Origin of the sequence: Bacteroides salyersiae, assembly GCF_031172035.1 — a bacterium.
In the GTDB taxonomy this organism is placed as follows: Bacteria; Bacteroidota; Bacteroidia; order Bacteroidales; family Bacteroidaceae; genus Bacteroides; species Bacteroides salyersiae.
The window spans coordinates 1,732,736-1,752,614 of the sequence record NZ_CP133452.1; the positions used below are offsets into that span (position 1 = coordinate 1,732,736).

The following is a 19,879-nucleotide window of genomic DNA, read 5'->3' on the forward strand; positions in this document are numbered from 1 at the left end:
AAAACAATATGGACAGACGAAATTTCTTGAGAACAGGAGGAATGGCATTACTCGGCTCACTGGCAGCCGGTTCGGTGCTTGCCATGCCTTCGTCGGCAAAAGGAGCCATGGGGGGAGGCGATCAGAAAGCTGCTCTTTCATCGGCTATGAACCATTTTGGAGTGAGTGAAGAAAATATGAGAAAGGTATTGGCTGCCGCTCTTGAAAAGGGAGGAGACTATGCTGATCTTTTCTTTGAACATACCTTTACTAATGTTATCGGCTTGAAAGACGGAGCGGTGAACAGTTGCAATTCGTATATCGATTTCGGTATGGGAGTTCGTGTTCTTGCCGGTGACCAGAGCGGATATGCTTATGTGGAAAATGTGACGCTTGATGATATGCTGAATGCCGCACGTACGGCGGCCCGGATTGCTTCCGGAAACAAAAAGGCGGGGCCGGTAGGCTTGAAGGCAAAGACTTTGAAGAAAAATTATTATTCCGTAACTACTTCTTGGGAAGAAGTCAGTTTGAAAGATAAGATGCCTTATTTGCAGAAACTGAATGATAAGATATTCTCATTGGATAAACGGGTGTCCAAAGTAATGGCGAACCAAAGTGATACGACCTCTCATATTCTTTTCTGTAATAGTGAAGGGGTGATGTATTATGATTATCGTCTGATGGTGACACTGGGTGCTGTTTGTATTATGGAAGAGAATGGTAGAATGGAAAATAGTTATGCCGCCCGTGCTTATCGCAAAGGTTTTGAATTCCTTTCGGATGATCTGGTAGAAATACTGGCACGTGAAGCGGTGGATAATACTGCCATTTTATTTAAGGCTATAAAACCTAAAGGGGGTGAGATGCCTGTGGTAATGGGTGCAGGCGGTTCCGGTATTTTGTTGCATGAGGCTATCGGGCATGCATTTGAAGCTGATTTTAATCGTAAAAATGTTTCTATTTTCTCTGATCAGTTGAATAAGAAAGTATGCAATGCGCACATCTCTGTAATTGATGACGGTACGATTCCGTTTAATCGCGGTTCTGTAAACTTCGATGACGAGGGAGTGGACGGGCAGAAAACCTATCTGGTGAAGGAAGGGGTTTTGACAAGCTATATGCACGACCGTATCAGTGCCAGGCATTATGGCATTGCACCTACCGGTAACGGACGTCGGGAAACATTCCGTAATGTACCTATTCCGCGTATGCGTGCTACGTATATGGAACCGGGAAATATGAAAGAAGAGGATATTATTGCTTCTGTGAAACAGGGAATCTTCGTCGATCAGTTTACAAACGGACAGGTGCAAATCGGTGCGGGTGACTTTACTTTCTTTGTAAAATCGGGATATCTGATTGAAAACGGAAAGCTGACACAACCTATTAAGGATATTAACATTATCGGTAACGGTCCGAAAGCATTGGCAGACATCACAATGGTGGCTGATAATGATAAGATTGATAATGGTACCTGGACTTGTGGCAAAGACGGACAGTCTTGTCCCGTAACCTGTGGAATGCCTTCGGCATTGGTTAGTAAACTGACCGTTGGAGGAGAAAACTAAAACATAAAAAGAAACAAAAGTTGTAAGTCGAAGCATCGGACAGAAGTTCTGTCTAACTTTCAACTTTCAACTCTCAACTTTCAACTCTTATGATATCAGACAACAATAAAAAACTGGCTCAATGGGCAATGGATTATGCCTTAAAGAACGGTTGCCAGGAAGCAAAAGTGAACCTTTATTCCGGTTCTAACACTTCTTTTGAACTGCGCGACGCCAAAATGGATCGTTTGCAGCAAGCCTCAGAGAACGGATTGACTATCTTCTTATATGTAGACGGACGCTATGGAACTTATTCTACCAATCGTCTGGACAAGAAAGAACTGGAAACATTTATAACGAACGGTATCGAATCTACGCGTTATTTAGCAAAAGACGAGGCTCGTGTATTGCCGGATGCTTCCCGCTATTATAAAGGGGGAAAACCGGATTTGAAACTTCTGGATCCTAAATTCTCTTCTATTCAGCCGGATGATAAAATTGCGTTGGCTAAAGCTGTTGCCGAGGAAGCACTGGGACGGGATGAACGTATTATTTCCGTTGGTTCCTCCTATAGTGATGGAGAGAATTTTGGTTACAGACTTACCAGCAATGGCTTTGAAGGGGAAACAAAGAGTAGTTGGTATTCCCTTTCTGCCGAAGTGGCAATAAAAGGAGAAGGAGAGGCACGTCCTTCTGCCGGTTGGTATGAGTCTTCGCTTTATTTTGATAAGCTGGTTAAGGGGGATATCGGGCGTAAAGCTTTGGAACGTGCTTTGCGTAAAGTGGGACAAAAGAAGGTTAAGTCCGGTAAGTATACGATGGTAGTAGACCCATTGAATGCCGGTCAATTGTTGGGTCCGTTGATAAGCGCGCTATATGGTTCTGCCCTGCAGCAGAGAAATTCTTTCTTGCTGAATAAACTGAATGAAAAAGTGGTTGCCGATAAAATGACCTTGATGGATGAACCTCATCTGGTACAGGCATCCGGTGCCCGTTATTTCGACAGTGAAGGAGTTGCGACTGAACGTCGGGCTGTTTTTAAGAATGGTATATTGAATACTTATTTCATCGATACTTATAATGCGAAGAAGATGGGAACAGCTTCTACGGTAAATTCTCCGTCTATTCTGGTATTGCAAACAGGCAAAAACGATTTGGACGGGTTAGTTGCAGAAGTGGATAAAGGCATTCTGATCACCGGTTTTAACGGTGGTAATTGCAACAGTTCTACGGGAGACTTCTCTTATGGTATCGAGGGTTTCCTCATTGAAAATGGAAAATTGACTCAACCGGTTTCCGAAATGAATGTGACCGGTAATATGCTGGCTCTCTGGTCTTCTTTGGTAGAAACGGGAAATGATCCCCGTCTTTCCTCTTCCTGGCGCATACCGTCATTGGTATTTGAGGGAGTGGATTTTAGCGGACTCTGATTAATCTTATATAGTTTTTTCTTTGGAATGCCACAACATCCTGTATGTCTGTTTTCCGGATTCTTGTTCGGAGTGGATATACAGGATGTTTTTGTATGACGTATTTTAATTGAGCATTAAACTCATATAAGGCTTCAATGGGAGGAGAATTTTTTCGCATAATTCTCCAATGGTCAATTGTGAGTGACTTCCCGGTAGGCGTTCTTTACTGAACATGCATTTTCCCTTGCAGAGATAGTAGTAACCGTTGTTTGTCGTCAATACTTTGTCTGTGAGCTCAATGTTCATTTCTATATTGGGATAGGAAGCCGCATAGATCTGGAGAAATGTTTTCGCGTCAACGATACGTGCCATGCCCAAAACGAACGGTTTGCCATTTACCGCGGGAGGAGTGAGGAGTGTGACTTTACCGTTTTTTTTGTCCTGTTGGATATGGTAGAGCAAAGCTTTTTCTATTTCTTTGTTTTCTGCGAACAATTCACTTATTTGTAATCTGTTTTCTTGTTGGTACACAATTGCTACTCCGCTTATCTTTTTTTCATAAATGGCTATATACATTTTCCCTCTACTTATTTCGAGATCGGCAAGAATAACTTTAAAGTCCGTTTGAGTGTGTTGGATACAGCAGGGGCGTTCTTTCATCTTTTGATTGAGGTATTGATATACCTCTTCCTGTTCATCGGTCAATCTCTTTACGGAGACACCGGTGGAAGAGCGATCTTGATCTGGAATATCGTTTTCTGAATAGCAAAATACCGGTGCATATCCCATATGGGCATAATAATCGAATAACCAGGGTTCGGCCGGGATCAATGTACTTAAGATAACATTGTTGTGCAGCATCTTCGTTAAAGCCTGTGATAATAGTTCCTTCATTACACCCTTACCCCGGTAGTCGGGGTGGGTACAGGCGCCGGAGATATATGATGTCTGGATCTGTTTGCCACAAAAAGTCATAGGATAGGGAAGCATCTGAAGTGCGGAAATAACCTCATCACCGCTTTCTATGGCGATGTTTACTTCATTGTTGTAACGCAGCCGGAAATACATTTCTATGAACGCTTCGCTATCTTCAAAGCAAAGTTTCCATAATGCCTTTACTTTTTCCTTTATCATTTTCTTTTTATGTCTTTGGGTGTTTGATGTGTACTTGAATTTTTTTATGCAGGAGTCAAATGGATGTTTGTTCTACCATTTAATCATATTTTGTGGTTGCTCTTTCAGGCACGCCATGTACTTTTCGAGAATAGTTACGGGTTGATAAGATAACTTGGCTTTGCGTAATCCTTCAATTCCCAAATCTTCTTCTCGGTTGATGTAAATGTACTGTTCTGGGATGTGGTTGGCAAATTCATAATTAATCATCGCATAAGCGCCGTCGATATTTGTGTCGGCTTTTTCTACATGTACGCCGAAAGTCTCTTTGTTGATCGGCATGCCGAAAGTGAAAGCAACAATTGTACCGTCTACATGTAAAATTCCACCTGTCAGTCCTAATGCTTCGAAATTGTGCAATGCATAAATCAAGGCACGGCGCTCATTACCGGTTCCTTCCTGTTGGTCGCAGTTGTTTACTTTGCACCATTCGGCTTCCAGATCAAGGCATTCCTGAATGCGATTGGGGGTGATAGGGGTATATTCGTAATTACCGTATGTGTTACGGAATTTATTGATATGGTTTCGCTTTGCTTGAAATTTCTTCCCTTTCAGGGTGGCGAGATCCGTGCGGAGATAGATGTAGTCGGCATAGTCTCTGTCTGCTGTAAATGTGAATTGTCCGGGCATGATGTTTTCGAGTTCTTCCCTCATACACGAACAGACACCGAGCATGCAGAATGGTTGCCCTTCCTGCCGGGCATTTTCAATAAGCGCTTCCAACACTTTTTTTAAGTCTCCTTGTCCTACGGGCATCATATACGCCAGCTTTTCACCGGCCCAGAATTTAAAAACCAGCCAATCGTCGACGATCGCAAATTTGGTATGATACAGGAATCTCCAACTACAGAGGTTGGAGAAAGAAAGGTCGCAATTGCGGCGACAACTGTTCATTGTATATCCCGTGATGGTATCTTTATCTTGAAGTGTGATATCTTTGAAATCTATCATATAAAGTCGTTTTCTTTTTTAGTGTATAATTATATAACAAATATAAGTCATTTTTGTTATAACATACCCAATAATCGGAGAATAGTCGGTGTTAACAATGCGGTAAATATGCCGTTGAGAGTTAACCCCAAACTGGCATATGCTCCGTATTTGCTGCTGATATCCATAGCAGTGGAAGTTCCTACTGCATGAGCGGCCGTTCCCATGGAGAGACCTTGGGCTATCGGGCTGCCTACATGCATCAGTTTCATTGTCTTGAATCCGAGGATAGCACCGAGCAACCCTACGCAAACTACTACGGCGGCTGTCAGTGAGGGAATGCCTCCTAATGTTTTAGTTACTTCCATGGCAATAGGTGTGGTAACCGATTTAGGAGCTAATGACAGAATAACCTCTTGAGATGCTCCCATTAATTTGGCTATCAATACCACGGAAACAACACCGATAAAGCAACCGGCCAGTTGCGACAGCAAGATAGGTAGCAACTGCTTTTTGATTGTTTCCAATTGAAGGTATAACGGGACTCCTAACGCCACAACTGCCGGTTTCAACCAAAACTCGATCAGATGCCCGCCTTTATTATATGTTTCATAACTGATATGCGTCATTTTCAGAAAGACGATCAGGACGGCAATGGTCAATAAAATAGGATTTAGCAAAAGAAATCCGGTTTTCTTTTGCAGTAATTTGGCGAAGAAATAAATCCCGAAGGTAATCGCCAACAAGAAAAACTCATTTTCTAAATAACTCATTTGATTTTCCGTGCTAATTGATGAACCCATCCGGTAACGATAAGCACAAGGATGGTACTGATAAGGGTTGCAATCACTATCGGCCAGAATTGTGCCGCAATAATATCAAAATAAAGCATAAGCGCCACTCCCGGCGGGATAAAGAAGAAACCGAGATTGGCAACCAGAAAGTCGGACATGCCTTGCACCCATTGCAATTTAATCCAACCTAATTTCAGAAAGAGGGTAAGCAGCAACATTCCTATGATGCTGGACGGGAGCTTGATCCCTGTAAGAAAAACAATCAATTCACCCAAAGCCAAACAGCCAAATAAAATGGCACACTGACGTATCATATTTTTTACCTATTGAATTTGAAAACGCGGCAAAGTTATGAAATTACTGATAGAGTTGTCACTGCTTTCCGTGAAGAATTTTCTTTTACCGCTCTTTTTGTGAAAAAAAACAGGAGAAAAAAGAAAAAGAAAGGGAAATATATTTATTTTTGCATAAATACAACGCATAATTCAAGTATGAACATTAATAATTAAAAAACAAGACGAATATGAAAAAGAGTTTATTAGTCAGCGTTTTTGCTGCTTTGGCTATGATGGTTTCAGTGAATTCATTTGCACAGGAAAAAGCAACCAAGGAAGATTACAAAGAAATTGCAAAACAGGAAAAAGTTTTGAATAAGGATTTACAGAAGAAAGCGATTAAGGAAGCACGGAAAGAGGCTAAAAAATTGACTAAGGAAGGCTTTAAAACTCCGGTCGGTAAGTTACCTTTGGACAAGCAGATTGAAAACGCATGGCAGAAGCAGGCGGAGATGACTCCGGACGGAACCCCGTTCTGGTATGTTGCCTCTTCAAGAGCAATCGGGGGGAATCAGTCTTCTGCAGTTTTACAGGCTACGAATGCTGCCAAAATAGATCTGGCCGGGCAGATCCAGACTAAAGTATCTCAATTGATAGAAGCAAAAGTGGCAAACGATGATATGGGACAGGAGGAAGCTGCCAGTCTTTCGAGTGTGGTCGGTGCCAGCAAAAGTGTGATTTCTGCTACATTGGGTCGTGTAGTGCCATTGGTCGAAGTGTACAGAACATTGGACAACAAGAATGTGGAAGTGATGGTGACATTAGGATACAGTATGGAAGCGGCCAATAAGGCGGCTATCAGTGCCGTACGTGCAGAATTGGCGAAAAAATCGGAAGATTTGGCTAAGGAGCTGGATAAGCTCGGTTACTAAAGACAAATTATAAAATTAGAAAACTGAATGAAAATAATCAGGCTACTGGGGTTTATAACAGCTTTTTTGTTGTTGATACCTGTCGGAACTCTTTGTGCACAGAATACTGTAAAGGTGAAAGGTGTTCAGGGACGATGGCAGGTTAGTGATGAGATAACTCTGAAGCAAGCCGAAGAACGTGCTTTCATGGAAGCGAAGAAAGCTGCCTTGCAAAAAGCGGGCGTTATGGAGAGTGTCTGGTCGGTTTTTGGCCAGATCACTCAAAATGACGGGGCGGAATTCCATGAAGCATATTCACAGATGAGTGTGCTTGCTATCGGAGGAATGGTCAATGTGACCAATAAAAAAGTAGAAGAATTGTGGGATGTGGATAGCCGTAGCCTCTATAAAGTAGTAACGATCGATGCCACTGTACAAAAAGACGATAAACCGGATCGTTCGTATGCGCTTGAAGTGAAAGGCGTGGAGACTCTGTATAAAGAAGGGGATGTGTTTACATGCCGGTTGACTGTACATGGAACTGACTCTTATCTGAAGTTTTTCTGGTTTGACAGCACGGGTGGAGCGTTGCTCTATCCCAATGCGTACGAACCGAATAATCTGTTGAAAGCCGGGCATGAATATAAGGTTCCTTTTAGTAATGCGGTAGATTATCTTATGGAAAAACATTCGGGCAAAGGCAATGAAAAAATCAATATTATGATGGTTGCAACGAAAAGTAATGTCCCTTTTACGGAGGCGGTTACTTATCAGAGTGTATTGAAATGGGTTTATTCGATGCCTGCCAATCAGCGTTGTGCTTTTTATGAGATGGTATTGATAAAATGATAGACAGATGAACAAGATAAGGTGTTTTTTTCTTTTCGTATTTGGAGGGCTCCTCTCTGCTACTGTAATGGAAGCTCAGGAAGTGGATTTTGAGAAGGAATTCGATGATTTTCAGAAACAGCAGCAGAAAGAGTTTAACGACTTTAAGAATAAGGCCGATGCGGATTTTGAAACTTTTCTCAGAGAAACATGGGTTAAGTTTGAAGCGTTTGATCCTTTGAAAGCTCCGGTGCGTCCGGAACCGGAAAAACAACCTGTTTTTGATGGAAAACGGCCTCAGGCTCCCGTGGAGATTAAACCGGTTGATATTGGTAAACCTTCTTTGTCGGCTATTACAGACAAACCGGTTCCGGGGATATATGTACCGGGACAGCCTTATCTGTCTGTGAAAATAGATGTTCCGGTGGTGCCTGTTACAGGGCGTCCGATACACCGTACTCCTGTCAATTATTATGGCTCTGCTTTTGAAATAGCGACCGATGCCATAGAAAACCTGGCATTGGCCGGCAATCGTGAAGCGGACGTCGCTGATGCATGGAGCCAGCTTTGCAAAGCAGACCATGAGCAGTTGATAAAGGATTGCATGACTTTGCGTGAAGAGAAAAAAATGAGCGACTGGGCTTATTTATTGTTTACCAAGAAAATAGGTGAGCAGCTTTACGGTGAGCAGCAAAAAGATGATATTGCTTTTTTGCAGATGTTTATTTTGAACAAATCGGGATATAAAGTCCGTCTTTCGAAGATCAATGAGAAGCTGAAATTGATGGTAGCACCGGCCGGTGTGTTGTATGGCATACCTTATATATTATTAGACGGTACGAAATATTATGTATTTGATGCCGAGAAGACAAACGGGCCGATGGGAGTTTATACCTATAAACAAGATTTTCCCAATGCGAAGAACTATGTTTCCCTTTCCATCGACGCTGTTCCGAAGTTCGATATGGCTGAGCACACTGAATCCGTATCTCCTGAATCCGGTTCGGTTAAAGTGGAAACAGTAGTGAACAAGAACCTGATGGAGTTTTATAAGAGTTATCCGCAATGCGACGTGTCGGTTTATTATCACACTCCGATGAGTGAAGAGTTGAAAGCGACTCTTTATCCTCCTTTGCAAGAAGCTATTAAGGGAAAATCTCAACAGGAGGCTGCCAATATTCTGATAGAATTTGTTCAGACCGGTTTTGAGTATCAGACTGATGGAGATCAGTTCGGTTATGAAAAGCCTTTCTTTTTGGATGAAAACTTCTTTTATCCGGCATGCGATTGTGAAGACCGTGCTATTTTGTATTCTACTTTGGTAAAAGATCTATTGGGACTGGATGCCGTTTTGCTCGACTACCCCAATCATATCGCTTCGGCTGTTCGATTCACGGAAGAGATACCGGGCGATTATGTCATATTGGATGATGGTGCCAAATATTTGATCTGCGATCCTACCTATATCGGTGCATCTATCGGGATGTGTATGGAGCAATTCAAGAAAGTCTCTCCACAAATCATTCGTTAGTGTTAAATATTATAATAATTGTAGATTCGGGGCGTAAAAACGCCCCGTTTTGCAATGTAGATATTACAAAATTGTGTACTTTTGCGGCGTGAATAACACCTTACTACCGAATTTATACATATTTTAAATATCTATGCTCAATTTAATTAACTCTATTGTTGCGCGTGCGAAAGCGGATCGCCAACGCATTGTTCTTCCGGAAGGAACCGAAGAACGTACTTTGAAAGCTGCCAATCAGATTTTGACAGATGAAGTTGCTGACCTTATTCTTTTGGGTAACCCTGATGAGATTCATGAGGCTGCTACAAAATGGGGACTGGGAAATATCGGTAAGGCTACCATTATTGACCCGGAGAATCATTCGAAACAAGAAGAGTATGCACAGTTATTGTGCGAGCTTCGCAAAAAGAAAGGCATGACTATCGAAGAGGCCCGTAAGCTGGTGCTTAACCCGTTGTATCTGGGTTGTCTCATCATTAAGAACGGGGATGCCGATGGACAGTTGGCCGGTGCCCGCAATACGACCGGTGATGTATTGCGTCCTGCGCTTCAGATTATCAAGACTATTCCGGGAATTACTACCGTGTCCGGTGCTATGTTGTTGTTGACACATGCTCCCGAATATGGTAAGAACGGTATTCTTGTGATGGGGGATGTTGCCGTGACTCCGGTTCCGGATGCTGCTCAGTTGGCTCAGATTGCGATCTGTACGGCTGGTACTGCTAAGGCTGTTGCCGGAATAGAGGAACCTAAAGTAGCATTGCTCAGCTTCTCAACGAAAGGGTCGGCTAAACACGAAGTGGTAGATAAAGTGGTTGAAGCATTGAAGATTGCCAAAGAAATGGCTCCTACATTGGCTATTGACGGTGAATTGCAGGCAGATGCAGCTTTGGTTCCGGAGGTTGGTGCGAGCAAAGCGCCGGGGTCAGCTATTGCAGGTGCGGCCAACGTATTGATTGTTCCGAGTCTTGAAGTCGGTAATATTTCTTATAAATTAGTGCAACGTTTGGGACACGCCGATGCTGTCGGTCCGATTCTGCAAGGTATTGCCCGTCCGGTAAACGACCTTTCACGTGGTTGTTCTATTGAAGATGTGTATAGAATGATTGCTATTACAGCCAATCAAGCTATCGCAGCCAAGAAAAACAAATAATTTAATAAAACGATAATCAGAAATGAAGATATTAGTATTGAACTGTGGAAGTTCGTCTATCAAATATAAACTGTTCGATATGGACAGTAAAGAAGTGATTGCCCAAGGCGGTATTGAAAAGATCGGTTTGAAAGGCTCTTTCTTGAAATTTACTTTACCTAACGGAGAAAAGAAAATATTGGAAAAGGACATTCCGGAACATACTGTCGGAGTGGAATTTATCCTTCATACATTGACTGATCCGGAATACGGAGCTATCAAGTCATTGGATGAAATCAATGCTGTGGGTCATCGTATGGTACATGGAGGTGAACGTTTCAGCAAATCCGTATTGCTCGATAAGGAAGTATTGGAAGCGTTTACCGCTTGCAACGATCTGGCACCGTTGCATAACCCTGCAAACCTGAAGGGAGTGGATGCCATTTCGGCCATTCTCCCCAATATTCCACAGGTTGGAGTGTTTGATACGGCTTTCCATCAGACAATGCCTGACTATGCATATTTATATGCTGTTCCTTACGAACTGTATGAAAAATACGGTGTGCGCCGTTATGGTTTCCACGGAACTTCTCATCGTTATGTATCTCAACGCGTATGTGAGTACTTGGGTGTTAAACCCGAAGGGTTGAAGCTGATAACCTGCCACATTGGTAACGGCGGCTCTATCGCTGCTATCAAAGATGGTAAATGTATCGATACGACTATGGGACTTACTCCGTTGGAAGGATTGATGATGGGTACACGTAGCGGTGATATCGATGCCGGTGCCGTAACTTTCATCATGGACAAGGAAGGACTTAATACAACCGGTATTTCCAATCTGCTGAACAAGAAAAGCGGTGTTCTTGGAGTTTCCGGCGTATCGAGCGATATGCGTGAGTTGGAAGCTGCTGTGGCAGAGGGTAATCCGAAAGCAATTCTGGCAGAAAAGATGTATTTCTATCGTATCAAAAAATACATTGGTGCTTATGCTGCTGCTTTGGGTGGCGTAGATGTGATTCTCTTTACCGGTGGTGTCGGTGAGAACCAAGCAAGCTGTCGTGCAGGTGTATGCAAGGGGCTCGAATTTATGGGCGTGAAGCTGGATGCCGAAAAGAACAAAGTCCGCGGTGAAGAAGCTATCATTTCTGCTGCTGATTCAAAAGTAAAAGTAGTGGTTATTCCTACAGATGAGGAACTGTTGATCGCTTCTGACACAATGGATATTGTAGGAAAATAATTCCGAAAAAATGATTAATACGCAAGGCGGGGCTATCCTAATAAGGATAGTCCCGTTTTTTATTAAAATAATGATGTATCTTTGCCGGTAGATAAAACCAACGAATATGAGATATTCCGTCATCATACCTGTGTATAACCGTCCCGACGAGGTGGACGAATTGTTGCAAAGCCTCGTAAAGCAGCATTTTAAAGATTTTGAAGTGATTGTAGTCGAGGACGGTTCTTCTGTTCCTTGTCTGGCTGTTACGGAAAAGTACAAGGCGGTGCTTGACTTGAAATATTATCAGAAATCTAATTCCGGGCCGGGGCAAAGCCGCAATTATGGAGCTGAGCGGAGTCAGGGGGATTTTCTGATCATATTGGATTCTGATTGCATCCTTCCGGAAAGCTATTTCGATGAAGTAGAGGCGGAATTGGAAACGGCTCCTGCCGATGCATTCGGTGGTCCCGACTGTGCGCATGATTCTTTTACAGACATTCAGAAAGCGATTAATTATTCCATGACCTCATTCTTTACGACCGGCGGCATTCGTGGTGGTAAAAAGAAAATGGATAAATTCTATCCGCGTAGTTTTAATATGGGGGTGAGACGGGAGGTATATCAGGCATTGGGAGGTTTTTCCAAGATGCGTTTTGGAGAGGATATCGATTTTAGTATCCGGATTTTTAAGGGAGGATACAAATGCCGTTTGTTTCCCGGTGCATGGGTGTATCATAAGCGGCGCACCGATTTGAAGAAGTTCTTTAAGCAAGTGCATAATTCCGGTATTGCCCGTATCAATCTTTATAAAAAATATCCGGAGTCATTAAAGCTGGTGCACCTGCTTCCTGCTGCTTTTACTTTAGGGGTGGCTTTGTTGCTCGTCGGTGGTTTGTTCTGTCCGTATAGCCTTCTTCCGATTCTGTTTTATGCTTTGTTGGTTTGCGTAGATTCCGCTTGTTGTAATCACAGTTTGCGTATAGGAGTTTACTCTATTGCTGCTTCTTTTATACAACTGATCGGTTATGGAACCGGTTTCTGGAGAGCTTGGTGGCAACGTTGCATTTTGAAGCGAGGTGAGTTCGAAGCTTTTCAAAAGAACTTTTATAAATGAAGGTACATATATACACATACCAATGAAAGATACACACAAACTGACTATTTGCCAATGGGCGGAAGAGGATCGTCCGAGAGAGAAAATGATGTTGAAAGGTTCGGGCGCCCTGAGCGATGCCGAGTTGTTGGCTATTCTGATCGGCTCCGGCAATACCGAAGAGAGCGCGGTAGAGCTGATGCGACGGATACTTGTCTCCTGTCATAATGATTTGAACGAACTGGCTCATTGGGGAGTCCGTGACTTTTCTTGTTTTAAAGGCTTCGGCCCGGCGAAAAGCATTGCCATTATGGCTGCTTTGGAATTGGGAAAGCGTCGTAAATTGCAGGAAGTGAAGGAGCGGGCTGTTATCAGTTGTTCTAAGGATATTTACGAACTGTTTCATCCGTTGATGTGCGATCTTGAACTGGAAGAGTTTTGGGTATTGCTGATGAATCAGGCGAATAAGGTGATAGACCGGGTCCGGATCAGTACGGGCGGTATTTCCGGCACATTGGTAGATGTGCGTTCTGTACTGCGGGAAGCTTTGTTGCAGCGTGCTGCCCAGATGGCTGTTGTTCATAATCATCCGTCGGGCAACAATCATCCTAGCCGTGAAGATGAGGCATTGACACAGCGAATATTTAATGCTGCCGGGACTATGGATATTAAATTGGTAGACCACGTTATCGTTTGTGATGGCAAGTACTACAGTTTTGCAGATGAAGGGCTTGTATAAAAAGTATATGTATGGGGATAAATAGATTTCCTTCTTTTATATCCTAAACCTCTTGTACATTAGATCTTTGTCACTATTCAGGATTTGACTTGAGAAAACTAAAGGAATGTTCTTTTGCGAAAACATACTTTTCAAAATACATAAATGCTCTTAATCCTGTATATCTACTTTCAACCATCAATGAGAATTTTATATTTAAATGATCTCTAAAATCAATAATGGCTAATCCGTTTTTGTCTGCTATATCCGTTTGATCCGGTCTGATGATTTTATCGACTGAATAATATACACCATCTGCCTCATACTTCATAGCTGTGAAATCTTCCATTTGGCGATTGAAGTATATATATATTTTAGAACCTTCATCCGGATATGACTCTGACCATTTGGTATATTCCACTTTGATATTCATTTCATAGCTTTCTTCTATAATCTCTTTTTCATTATCCTTATTGCATGATGAAAAGATTGTTAGTAGAATTAGGATGTAACTTAATTGTTGTATTGCTGTTCTCATAATAACCTACTTTATAGTGAATAGATGTATATAAATATATAATGGTATTCCTTTGTTTTTTTGTAATCATATACTACCTTTCTTCTTTTAGTGGTGAAAGGTAAGCGTAAATATCTATTCCCCCAAAGTATGTGGAGGAAATAATACTTTGGGGAAATGATTTGAGTTAATACTGTGGTAAAGGAAGTATTCCTATTTTATAATATCCGGAGTTATATTTGGGATTCACTACAGGCCTGTAAATATTTTGCTCGCTTTCACTTTCAGAATCAATTATTTCCATTTCGTCTTTTATTATGACATCATCTCCAAAGTTAATTATAACATCTCCTAATTGGTCACTATTTAAGTATGTTGTTATTACAGTGGACGTTTTATATGTCGTAGATGCAGAAACTCCCATTTTAGCTCCCTTTTTTGTAATTTCTCCCAAGCTTGCATTGAATTCAAAATTTGTAGCAAATGTACTTGTTGTCTCTGATGTTTTCTGAGATGTCTGTTGATCATCTTTTTCTTCAATAGATATTTTAACAGAAGCAGAATAATTTTCTATATCCCAATCAAAAAGGGGAAGCGGAGTAGGTAAGTAGTATTTCTTTATCTTTTTAACTCCCATTACCTGTGCAGGCCTCCGGCCATTTTGTTGTATGTCTAGTTCAAATAAATGAAATGGATTAACGGATATTGCTTTGATAATTTCATTTGAGCTTAGTTGCTTATTGCTAATATAAACCTTTACTAGAAACTCAAAATTTCCTCCATACCAAAATTCTCCTTGTGCTCTATGATATTCACTTCTTGTACCTCGGCCTGATCCTGGTCTTGGACCTGACGGTTTTTCTTTGTAATATTGAGGATCAGAGTCTTGGTCTGCTAACATTCTAAACATAGTATTGGGATCTCCTAATAATTCAAGAGAATAAATGCATTCGGAAACGTTTTTTTGAAATACACCCTCACCATCTTTAGTCGAAATATTATAATAAATATAATCCCTTTGCCAAACTCCGTTTTTATCAGAATACTTTTTTGCATCATAAATTTTTTTGAAGAGATCAGGAATAACAGTTGCAGATGTTCTGGTTTTAATCGTGGAAGAAGTAATATTATTAAATTCATCGAATTCAAAGACAAAATTCATTCCATTTTCAGCTTGTAGTACTGTTGACGAATTAGAGTTTCGAGTAGATGTATTCTCTACAATAACTCTTTCTGACGGCTTAATTGCTACAATGGCGAATACAGGAATCTCATTTTCCTCAAAAGCGTTAACTATTCCTTCACTATTTACATATAATATTGAGTTTTCTTCATTTTTATATGCAACAAGAGGAATTTCTTGTTCAATATCCCATTTTTCTGCAGAAAAAGATTCTCCAGGGAGAGAAGGTACGAATATTGTCAAAGTGGGTATTTTTTGTGTCAGAGTAAGGAGATCATCTTTACTCATGTACTTTAATAAAAGTTCTTCTAATGTTTTATTATTTTCCATTTTTTTATCCTTAACTAACATGTATAAAACATCATAGTCATAATCAAACTGTTTTAGAGCTTCTCTTTTTATAAGTTTTCTCACATCTTTATTTTCAGCAAAAACCTTAGCTAAAGCTAATGAGAATTCACTTTTTAGATTGCTTTCTTGTTTGAGTTCAATATTATTGTCTTCGACTAATGATAGATTATCAATTGTATCAAATTTATCATTGTAACATGATACAATCATTAGTAATATTAACGGTGCTGTTAATTTTTTTAAGATGTTTGTCATAATTTACTTTTTTATTGAATAAATACTGTATGGATTAAATTTTTGTATTCAAGATGGTGTCTGAAAATAGATCATAAAGAGCTGTAGTGTGTTTTGGACTATTATTCATATATGTCAATTATCTTGTATTGTAAAGCTTCCATATAGTAGCATCGATTCCATATCAATCTCTATATCGTATTCTGCCGAAAGAAAGTTACTTATATCGATATAAATAGTTCCAGTAGTAGTCAATGTCTCTGTAACTTTTCCTGTGTTAGCATCTTTGATTGTTATAGTATAGAATGAGACATCTGATGAAGAAACATCTTGTTCTATAGTAATAAAAGATGCGTTTAAGAAGACTTGAAATGGTTGTTCAATAACAGAACGATGATCTTTTCTTAGATGATACTTTAACTCGATCTTTGTTCCCTTGTTTAAAGTTTCTGCTAATGTCACTTCTGAGATAGTCAGGGTGATGAAGAGTAATAATAAAAAATTGGTTTTCATAATTTTGTATTTTGGGATTAATTTTTTATAAAGGACTGGTTTTTAGATGAAAAAGCATTATGATTTAGGTAATAATTAGGTAATAATTATCCTAATTCACGAATGTTTTAAGACAATGTGAAGCGTTAAGTTATACTTAATTTGTAGTATATCAGCTATTTGTAGGTGCTAAAGATAAATGAGTATAGCTCTTTTGTCATTTTGTTTTTTAACCGATTTTTTCTTGACTTTAAGGCATTTGCATTGCTTCCTGTGCAAATAATAATGATTGAATTGGAATATCCTAATAGATAGAAGATGCAATATAATAAATCTTCTCTAGTCAATTCTGGACATTGCGCTTTCAGATATGACATTGTATCTGAGAAAATCTGATAAATGCAATCCCATAAAAGTCCGCGTTCTCCTGAGGTGAAAACTTTTTCCTCAATTCTTCTTTTTTGTTTTAGTTCTTGTATGGTTTTGTAATAGGAAGTTTTTTGAAATAATTGAATACTATAATAAAATTTCTCTTTTTGTAATTGTTTTAGAATATTTTGTTTGTTCTCTTTCTCTTGTATAGAGTTTGGTGAATGGTTCATGTCCATGCTGTTCAGTTCCTCCTGCATCTTCATTATCTCTCCTCTTTTTTTCATTAAAGATTTATGTAGGCCAATATATTCTTGTTTCCGATGCCTATCGATCATCAAGAAAATGAATAAAATTGAAATAATTATGAGAATAGAAAAGGAAATAGAGATTCTGGTTTGATGTTTCTGCTTTTCGGAGATTTCTCTTTTGTATCTTTCTATTGTATAGCTGTTTATTAACTTTGCGATTTCTTCTTTGTTCTTTTCTTCTCGAAGGGAATCATATAAGGTTGTGTATGTATCAATGTATTGTGTTGCTTCTTTATATTTTCCACATTTTTTTTCAAGTTCATATAATGAAAAGTGTCTGGAAGCTCGTAAAAAAGGATCTTCTTTAATACTGTTAAGTGATAGATAGTAACGAGCTGAATCATATTGCCCCAGTTGGATTAAGATATCGCCAAGTAAAATGTACTTGCTGGTTATTTCATTCTCTTTATCTTCATTATTATTATGAATAGATTTTAGAGCAGTGTGATAAGCTTCTGGGTATTTCTTCTGATTATAATAAACATGTGCAAGGTTACTGATTCCAATAGATATCCAGGATGAGTCACCAATTGCACGTGATTTTTCTATGATTTCATTGTAATAATAGGCTGCGCTATCCCATTGATGTTGATACATAAATACTTCTCCGATTCCTTGCAAAGAAAAAAGTATATTTTTTTCTTCATTGTGGTTGATGTTTGTTTTGTAAGAAATGCGATACATTTCCATTGCCTTGTCATAAAACCCTTGGCTTTGATAGCATTCTGCCAAATTTTCGTATATCATGGTAAGTCTTTCTGTATCATTTATCACTTGAGGATTTATATTCAATGCTTTCAAAAAAGCATCAGTTGCACCCACTATATCGCCTATGTCCTGATATACGCATCCCAAATAATAATAAGCTTTGGTCTCCTGTTCTTTATCGTCTTTATCTTTGTAATAGTCTACTGCTATCCGGATCAGAGAGTCGTTGGTGTGTGATATCCGATTTTTCTGTTCGGCCTGTGTGAAGAGGAGAGAATACAATGCTCTGTCGGCAGTTTTCATTTCTTGGGGGAACTGTATCAAATTGAGTAATGCCAATGCACTGTCCGGACGAACATTCATGATAGAATCTGCTTGTAATAGCAAGGCGGTGTACTTATCGTTTTGTTGGCATCCAGCCAAGACGATAAAAAGAAATAGTTTGCCGATGAGCTGGAATGTAATTTGTGTGTATTTCATCATCCTACAAATATAGCAATAATATCGAAGAACTTGTAGCTCTTTTGATTCAAGAAAAATTGATTTGCTTTCTTAATTAAGTATTATTCATTGTTTTGTCTGTATCATGAATCTATGATATATTTTAGGTCTTTTCAACTAATTATCAAATTAGTTGAAAAGACCGATCAAATTCTTCCAGGAAATAAAATAGCTAACTTAGTTTTCGTTGTAGCCGATTTGCCGGTTTTATTTTTTCCATAATGGAATATAGATTGAGAATTGCCATTGCGATAATCGATTGTCTTTGAAAAGGGGAACTTTATAATTTCGGGTCAATCCATATTTATAAGAAAATCCTAATTCCACGTATTTTAAGTCATAGCTCACTTTGGCGAGTAGAGGAATGTCAAAGAATTTTTTCTCCCATATATAAACGGTTGGCTGTACACCCAAACCGATGTTCAAGCCTTTGAAAATATTGTAATTGGCCATACCGGTTAAAGAGAATGATAATAAAACGTTAGAGCCAGAAGAACCTGTGTATTGAGTGTTTTCTTTAGGTAGAAAATTCATGGCATATTCATATTTGCTATATCCGCCGGATGCATCTATGTCATAGAAAAAACGTGATTTATTCGGCTGTAATCTGAAACGATAACCGAATTCAAGGGCTGTTTTTCCTTTTATATAAGAATTTTTTATATCTGTATCCATGTTATCAATGTGGGTGGGCGTGTTGTAGGCGATTTCACCTTTACCCGCTTTCACAATAATACCGGAACTCTTTAAAATCTGTGACCACATAGGACAAGATACGAACAGGAACAATAGTGCTGTTAATAAGTTTTTCTTCGTTATCATATTTTTGCTATATAAAATTAGAGTCTGTTTAAAAAGGACAATTTGATGATTTCAATATTGGGGATTATCTGCTGCAAAGAACACTGTTTTTTTATTATTACGATATTTATTAAGTAACAATTGTGTAATAATATCCGTTTAAATCTTTTGTCGTTGGTAACAAAATGGTAACAAATGGACGTTGATGGTATGTAAGGGTATGAAAATCAAATTGTTGTAGTATTTGTTCTAATAGAGAGCTATGTACTGAAACTAATATTGTATGTGATGGAAAATGAGCAGGCTCTAAATTTGAGAAGCTTTTTTAGGCTACAATAACCCCCGCAATTATGCGGTAGAAACAGGAGTCTAAATAATGAAACTGTTTTTGATTCTTGTATAATTTTACAAAAGTGCATAAAAAGAGGGAACTGATAAACCTTTCTATGCAGAAAAGCATTATTTTTGTCTATGTAATCAATAAAGTTCACGATTATGACAAAGTTTGAAATAGAAGAGAAGATTGTAGATATGCTGAAAACTGTATATGATCCGGAAATTCCGGTCAATATATACGATTTGGGGCTTATTTATAAAATAGAAGTTGCTGATAACGGAGAGGTGGCTATCGATATGACGCTGACAGCTCCTAACTGTCCGGCTGCCGATTTCATCATGGAGGACGTTCGCCAGAAGGTAGAGTCCATAGACGGAGTGCCGTCGGCTGCCATTAATTTGGTTTTCGAGCCGGAATGGGACAAGGATATGATGAGTGAAGAGGCAAAACTGGAGTTGGGCTTTCTTTAATTAACAAATAATTGATAGTGTGGCAGTACAATGCCACACTGTCCGCTTCACTGTCAA

At 39.5% G+C, this 19,879-nt stretch carries 19 protein-coding genes; 10 read left to right on the top strand and 9 right to left on the bottom strand.

Translation table 11 applies throughout. From position 1 onward, the window contains the following. Positions 1-8 precede the first annotated feature (8 nt). Positions 9-1,550: a TldD/PmbA family protein gene (locus RB604_RS06305; RefSeq protein ID WP_055293640.1), complete on the top strand. Its 1,542-nt coding sequence runs from the start codon at positions 9-11 to the stop codon at positions 1,548-1,550. Between the two features lie 89 nt (positions 1,551-1,639). Next, positions 1,640-2,959: a TldD/PmbA family protein gene (locus tag RB604_RS06310; protein WP_025819139.1), complete on the top strand. Its 1,320-nt coding sequence runs from the start codon at positions 1,640-1,642 to the stop codon at positions 2,957-2,959. Positions 2,960-3,064: 105 nt separating this feature from the next. Here the strand turns inward: RB604_RS06310 and RB604_RS06315 are convergent, their stop codons facing one another. The 4 genes from RB604_RS06315 to RB604_RS06330 form a co-directional block, all read right to left on the bottom strand. Next, positions 3,065-4,075, bottom strand: a complete 1,011-nt coding sequence (locus RB604_RS06315) for a GNAT family N-acetyltransferase (protein ID WP_005926855.1) — start codon at positions 4,073-4,075, stop codon at positions 3,065-3,067. Positions 4,076-4,147: 72 nt separating this feature from the next. Continuing rightward, positions 4,148-5,065, bottom strand: a complete 918-nt coding sequence (locus RB604_RS06320; RefSeq protein WP_007479035.1) for a DUF2156 domain-containing protein — start codon at positions 5,063-5,065, stop codon at positions 4,148-4,150. A gap of 56 nt (positions 5,066-5,121) precedes the next feature. Beyond that, positions 5,122-5,817, bottom strand: coding sequence for an LrgB family protein (locus tag RB604_RS06325; protein ID WP_005926849.1), 696 nt, complete (start codon positions 5,815-5,817; stop codon positions 5,122-5,124). Continuing rightward, the gene (locus tag RB604_RS06330) at positions 5,814-6,152 is read right to left on the bottom strand and encodes a CidA/LrgA family protein (RefSeq protein ID WP_005926846.1); all 339 of its coding nucleotides are present in this window, start codon (positions 6,150-6,152) and stop codon (positions 5,814-5,816) included. Before RB604_RS06330 ends, RB604_RS06325 begins: the two co-directional genes overlap by 4 nt. A 209-nt stretch (positions 6,153-6,361) precedes the next feature. Between RB604_RS06330 and RB604_RS06335 the strand changes: the two genes are divergently transcribed. From RB604_RS06335 to radC, 7 genes are all read left to right on the top strand, one after another. Then, complete coding sequence (locus RB604_RS06335) at positions 6,362-7,045, top strand: hypothetical protein (protein WP_005926843.1); 684 nt, start codon at positions 6,362-6,364, stop codon at positions 7,043-7,045. A gap of 27 nt (positions 7,046-7,072) precedes the next feature. Then, complete coding sequence (locus tag RB604_RS06340) at positions 7,073-7,873, top strand: DUF4384 domain-containing protein (RefSeq protein ID WP_005926841.1); 801 nt, start codon at positions 7,073-7,075, stop codon at positions 7,871-7,873. Positions 7,874-7,880: 7 nt separating this feature from the next. Continuing rightward, positions 7,881-9,383 carry a hypothetical protein gene (locus RB604_RS06345; RefSeq protein WP_007479034.1) on the top strand — a complete coding sequence of 501 codons (1,503 nt, stop codon included), beginning with the start codon at positions 7,881-7,883 and terminating at the stop codon, positions 9,381-9,383. Positions 9,384-9,516: 133 nt separating this feature from the next. Further along, the gene (gene pta / locus RB604_RS06350) at positions 9,517-10,536 is read left to right on the top strand and encodes a phosphate acetyltransferase (protein WP_007479033.1); all 1,020 of its coding nucleotides are present in this window, start codon (positions 9,517-9,519) and stop codon (positions 10,534-10,536) included. A gap of 22 nt (positions 10,537-10,558) precedes the next feature. Continuing rightward, positions 10,559-11,755 (top strand): acetate kinase, encoded by a 1,197-nt coding sequence (locus RB604_RS06355; RefSeq protein ID WP_007479032.1) that lies wholly within the window; start codon positions 10,559-10,561, stop codon positions 11,753-11,755. A 106-nt stretch (positions 11,756-11,861) separates the two neighbouring features. Then, positions 11,862-12,851, top strand: a complete 990-nt coding sequence (locus RB604_RS06360; protein WP_005926833.1) for a glycosyltransferase family 2 protein — start codon at positions 11,862-11,864, stop codon at positions 12,849-12,851. A 22-nt stretch (positions 12,852-12,873) separates the two neighbouring features. Next, positions 12,874-13,569 carry a RadC family protein gene (gene radC / locus RB604_RS06365; protein WP_007479031.1) on the top strand — a complete coding sequence of 232 codons (696 nt, stop codon included), beginning with the start codon at positions 12,874-12,876 and terminating at the stop codon, positions 13,567-13,569. A gap of 73 nt (positions 13,570-13,642) precedes the next feature. Here radC and RB604_RS06370 read toward each other — a convergent pair whose 3' ends face one another. The 5 genes from RB604_RS06370 to RB604_RS06390 form a co-directional block, all read right to left on the bottom strand. Further along, positions 13,643-14,086 (bottom strand): hypothetical protein, encoded by a 444-nt coding sequence (locus RB604_RS06370; protein ID WP_007479030.1) that lies wholly within the window; start codon positions 14,084-14,086, stop codon positions 13,643-13,645. 166 nt (positions 14,087-14,252) lie between these two features. After that, entirely contained in the window at positions 14,253-15,854 is a 1,602-nt protein-coding gene (locus RB604_RS06375) for a hypothetical protein (RefSeq protein WP_007479029.1), read from the bottom strand. A 114-nt stretch (positions 15,855-15,968) separates the two neighbouring features. Further along, entirely contained in the window at positions 15,969-16,346 is a 378-nt protein-coding gene (locus RB604_RS06380; protein ID WP_007479028.1) for a DUF3244 domain-containing protein, read from the bottom strand. 155 nt (positions 16,347-16,501) lie between these two features. Next, positions 16,502-18,196 carry a tetratricopeptide repeat protein gene (locus RB604_RS06385; RefSeq protein ID WP_007479027.1) on the bottom strand — a complete coding sequence of 565 codons (1,695 nt, stop codon included), beginning with the start codon at positions 18,194-18,196 and terminating at the stop codon, positions 16,502-16,504. Between the two features lie 225 nt (positions 18,197-18,421). Continuing rightward, positions 18,422-19,036: a hypothetical protein gene (locus RB604_RS06390; RefSeq protein WP_007479026.1), complete on the bottom strand. Its 615-nt coding sequence runs from the start codon at positions 19,034-19,036 to the stop codon at positions 18,422-18,424. A 474-nt stretch (positions 19,037-19,510) separates the two neighbouring features. Here RB604_RS06390 and RB604_RS06395 point away from each other — a divergent pair, with 474 nt between their 5' ends. Further along, positions 19,511-19,822 carry a metal-sulfur cluster assembly factor gene (locus RB604_RS06395; protein ID WP_005926825.1) on the top strand — a complete coding sequence of 104 codons (312 nt, stop codon included), beginning with the start codon at positions 19,511-19,513 and terminating at the stop codon, positions 19,820-19,822. Positions 19,823-19,879 lie beyond the last annotated feature (57 nt).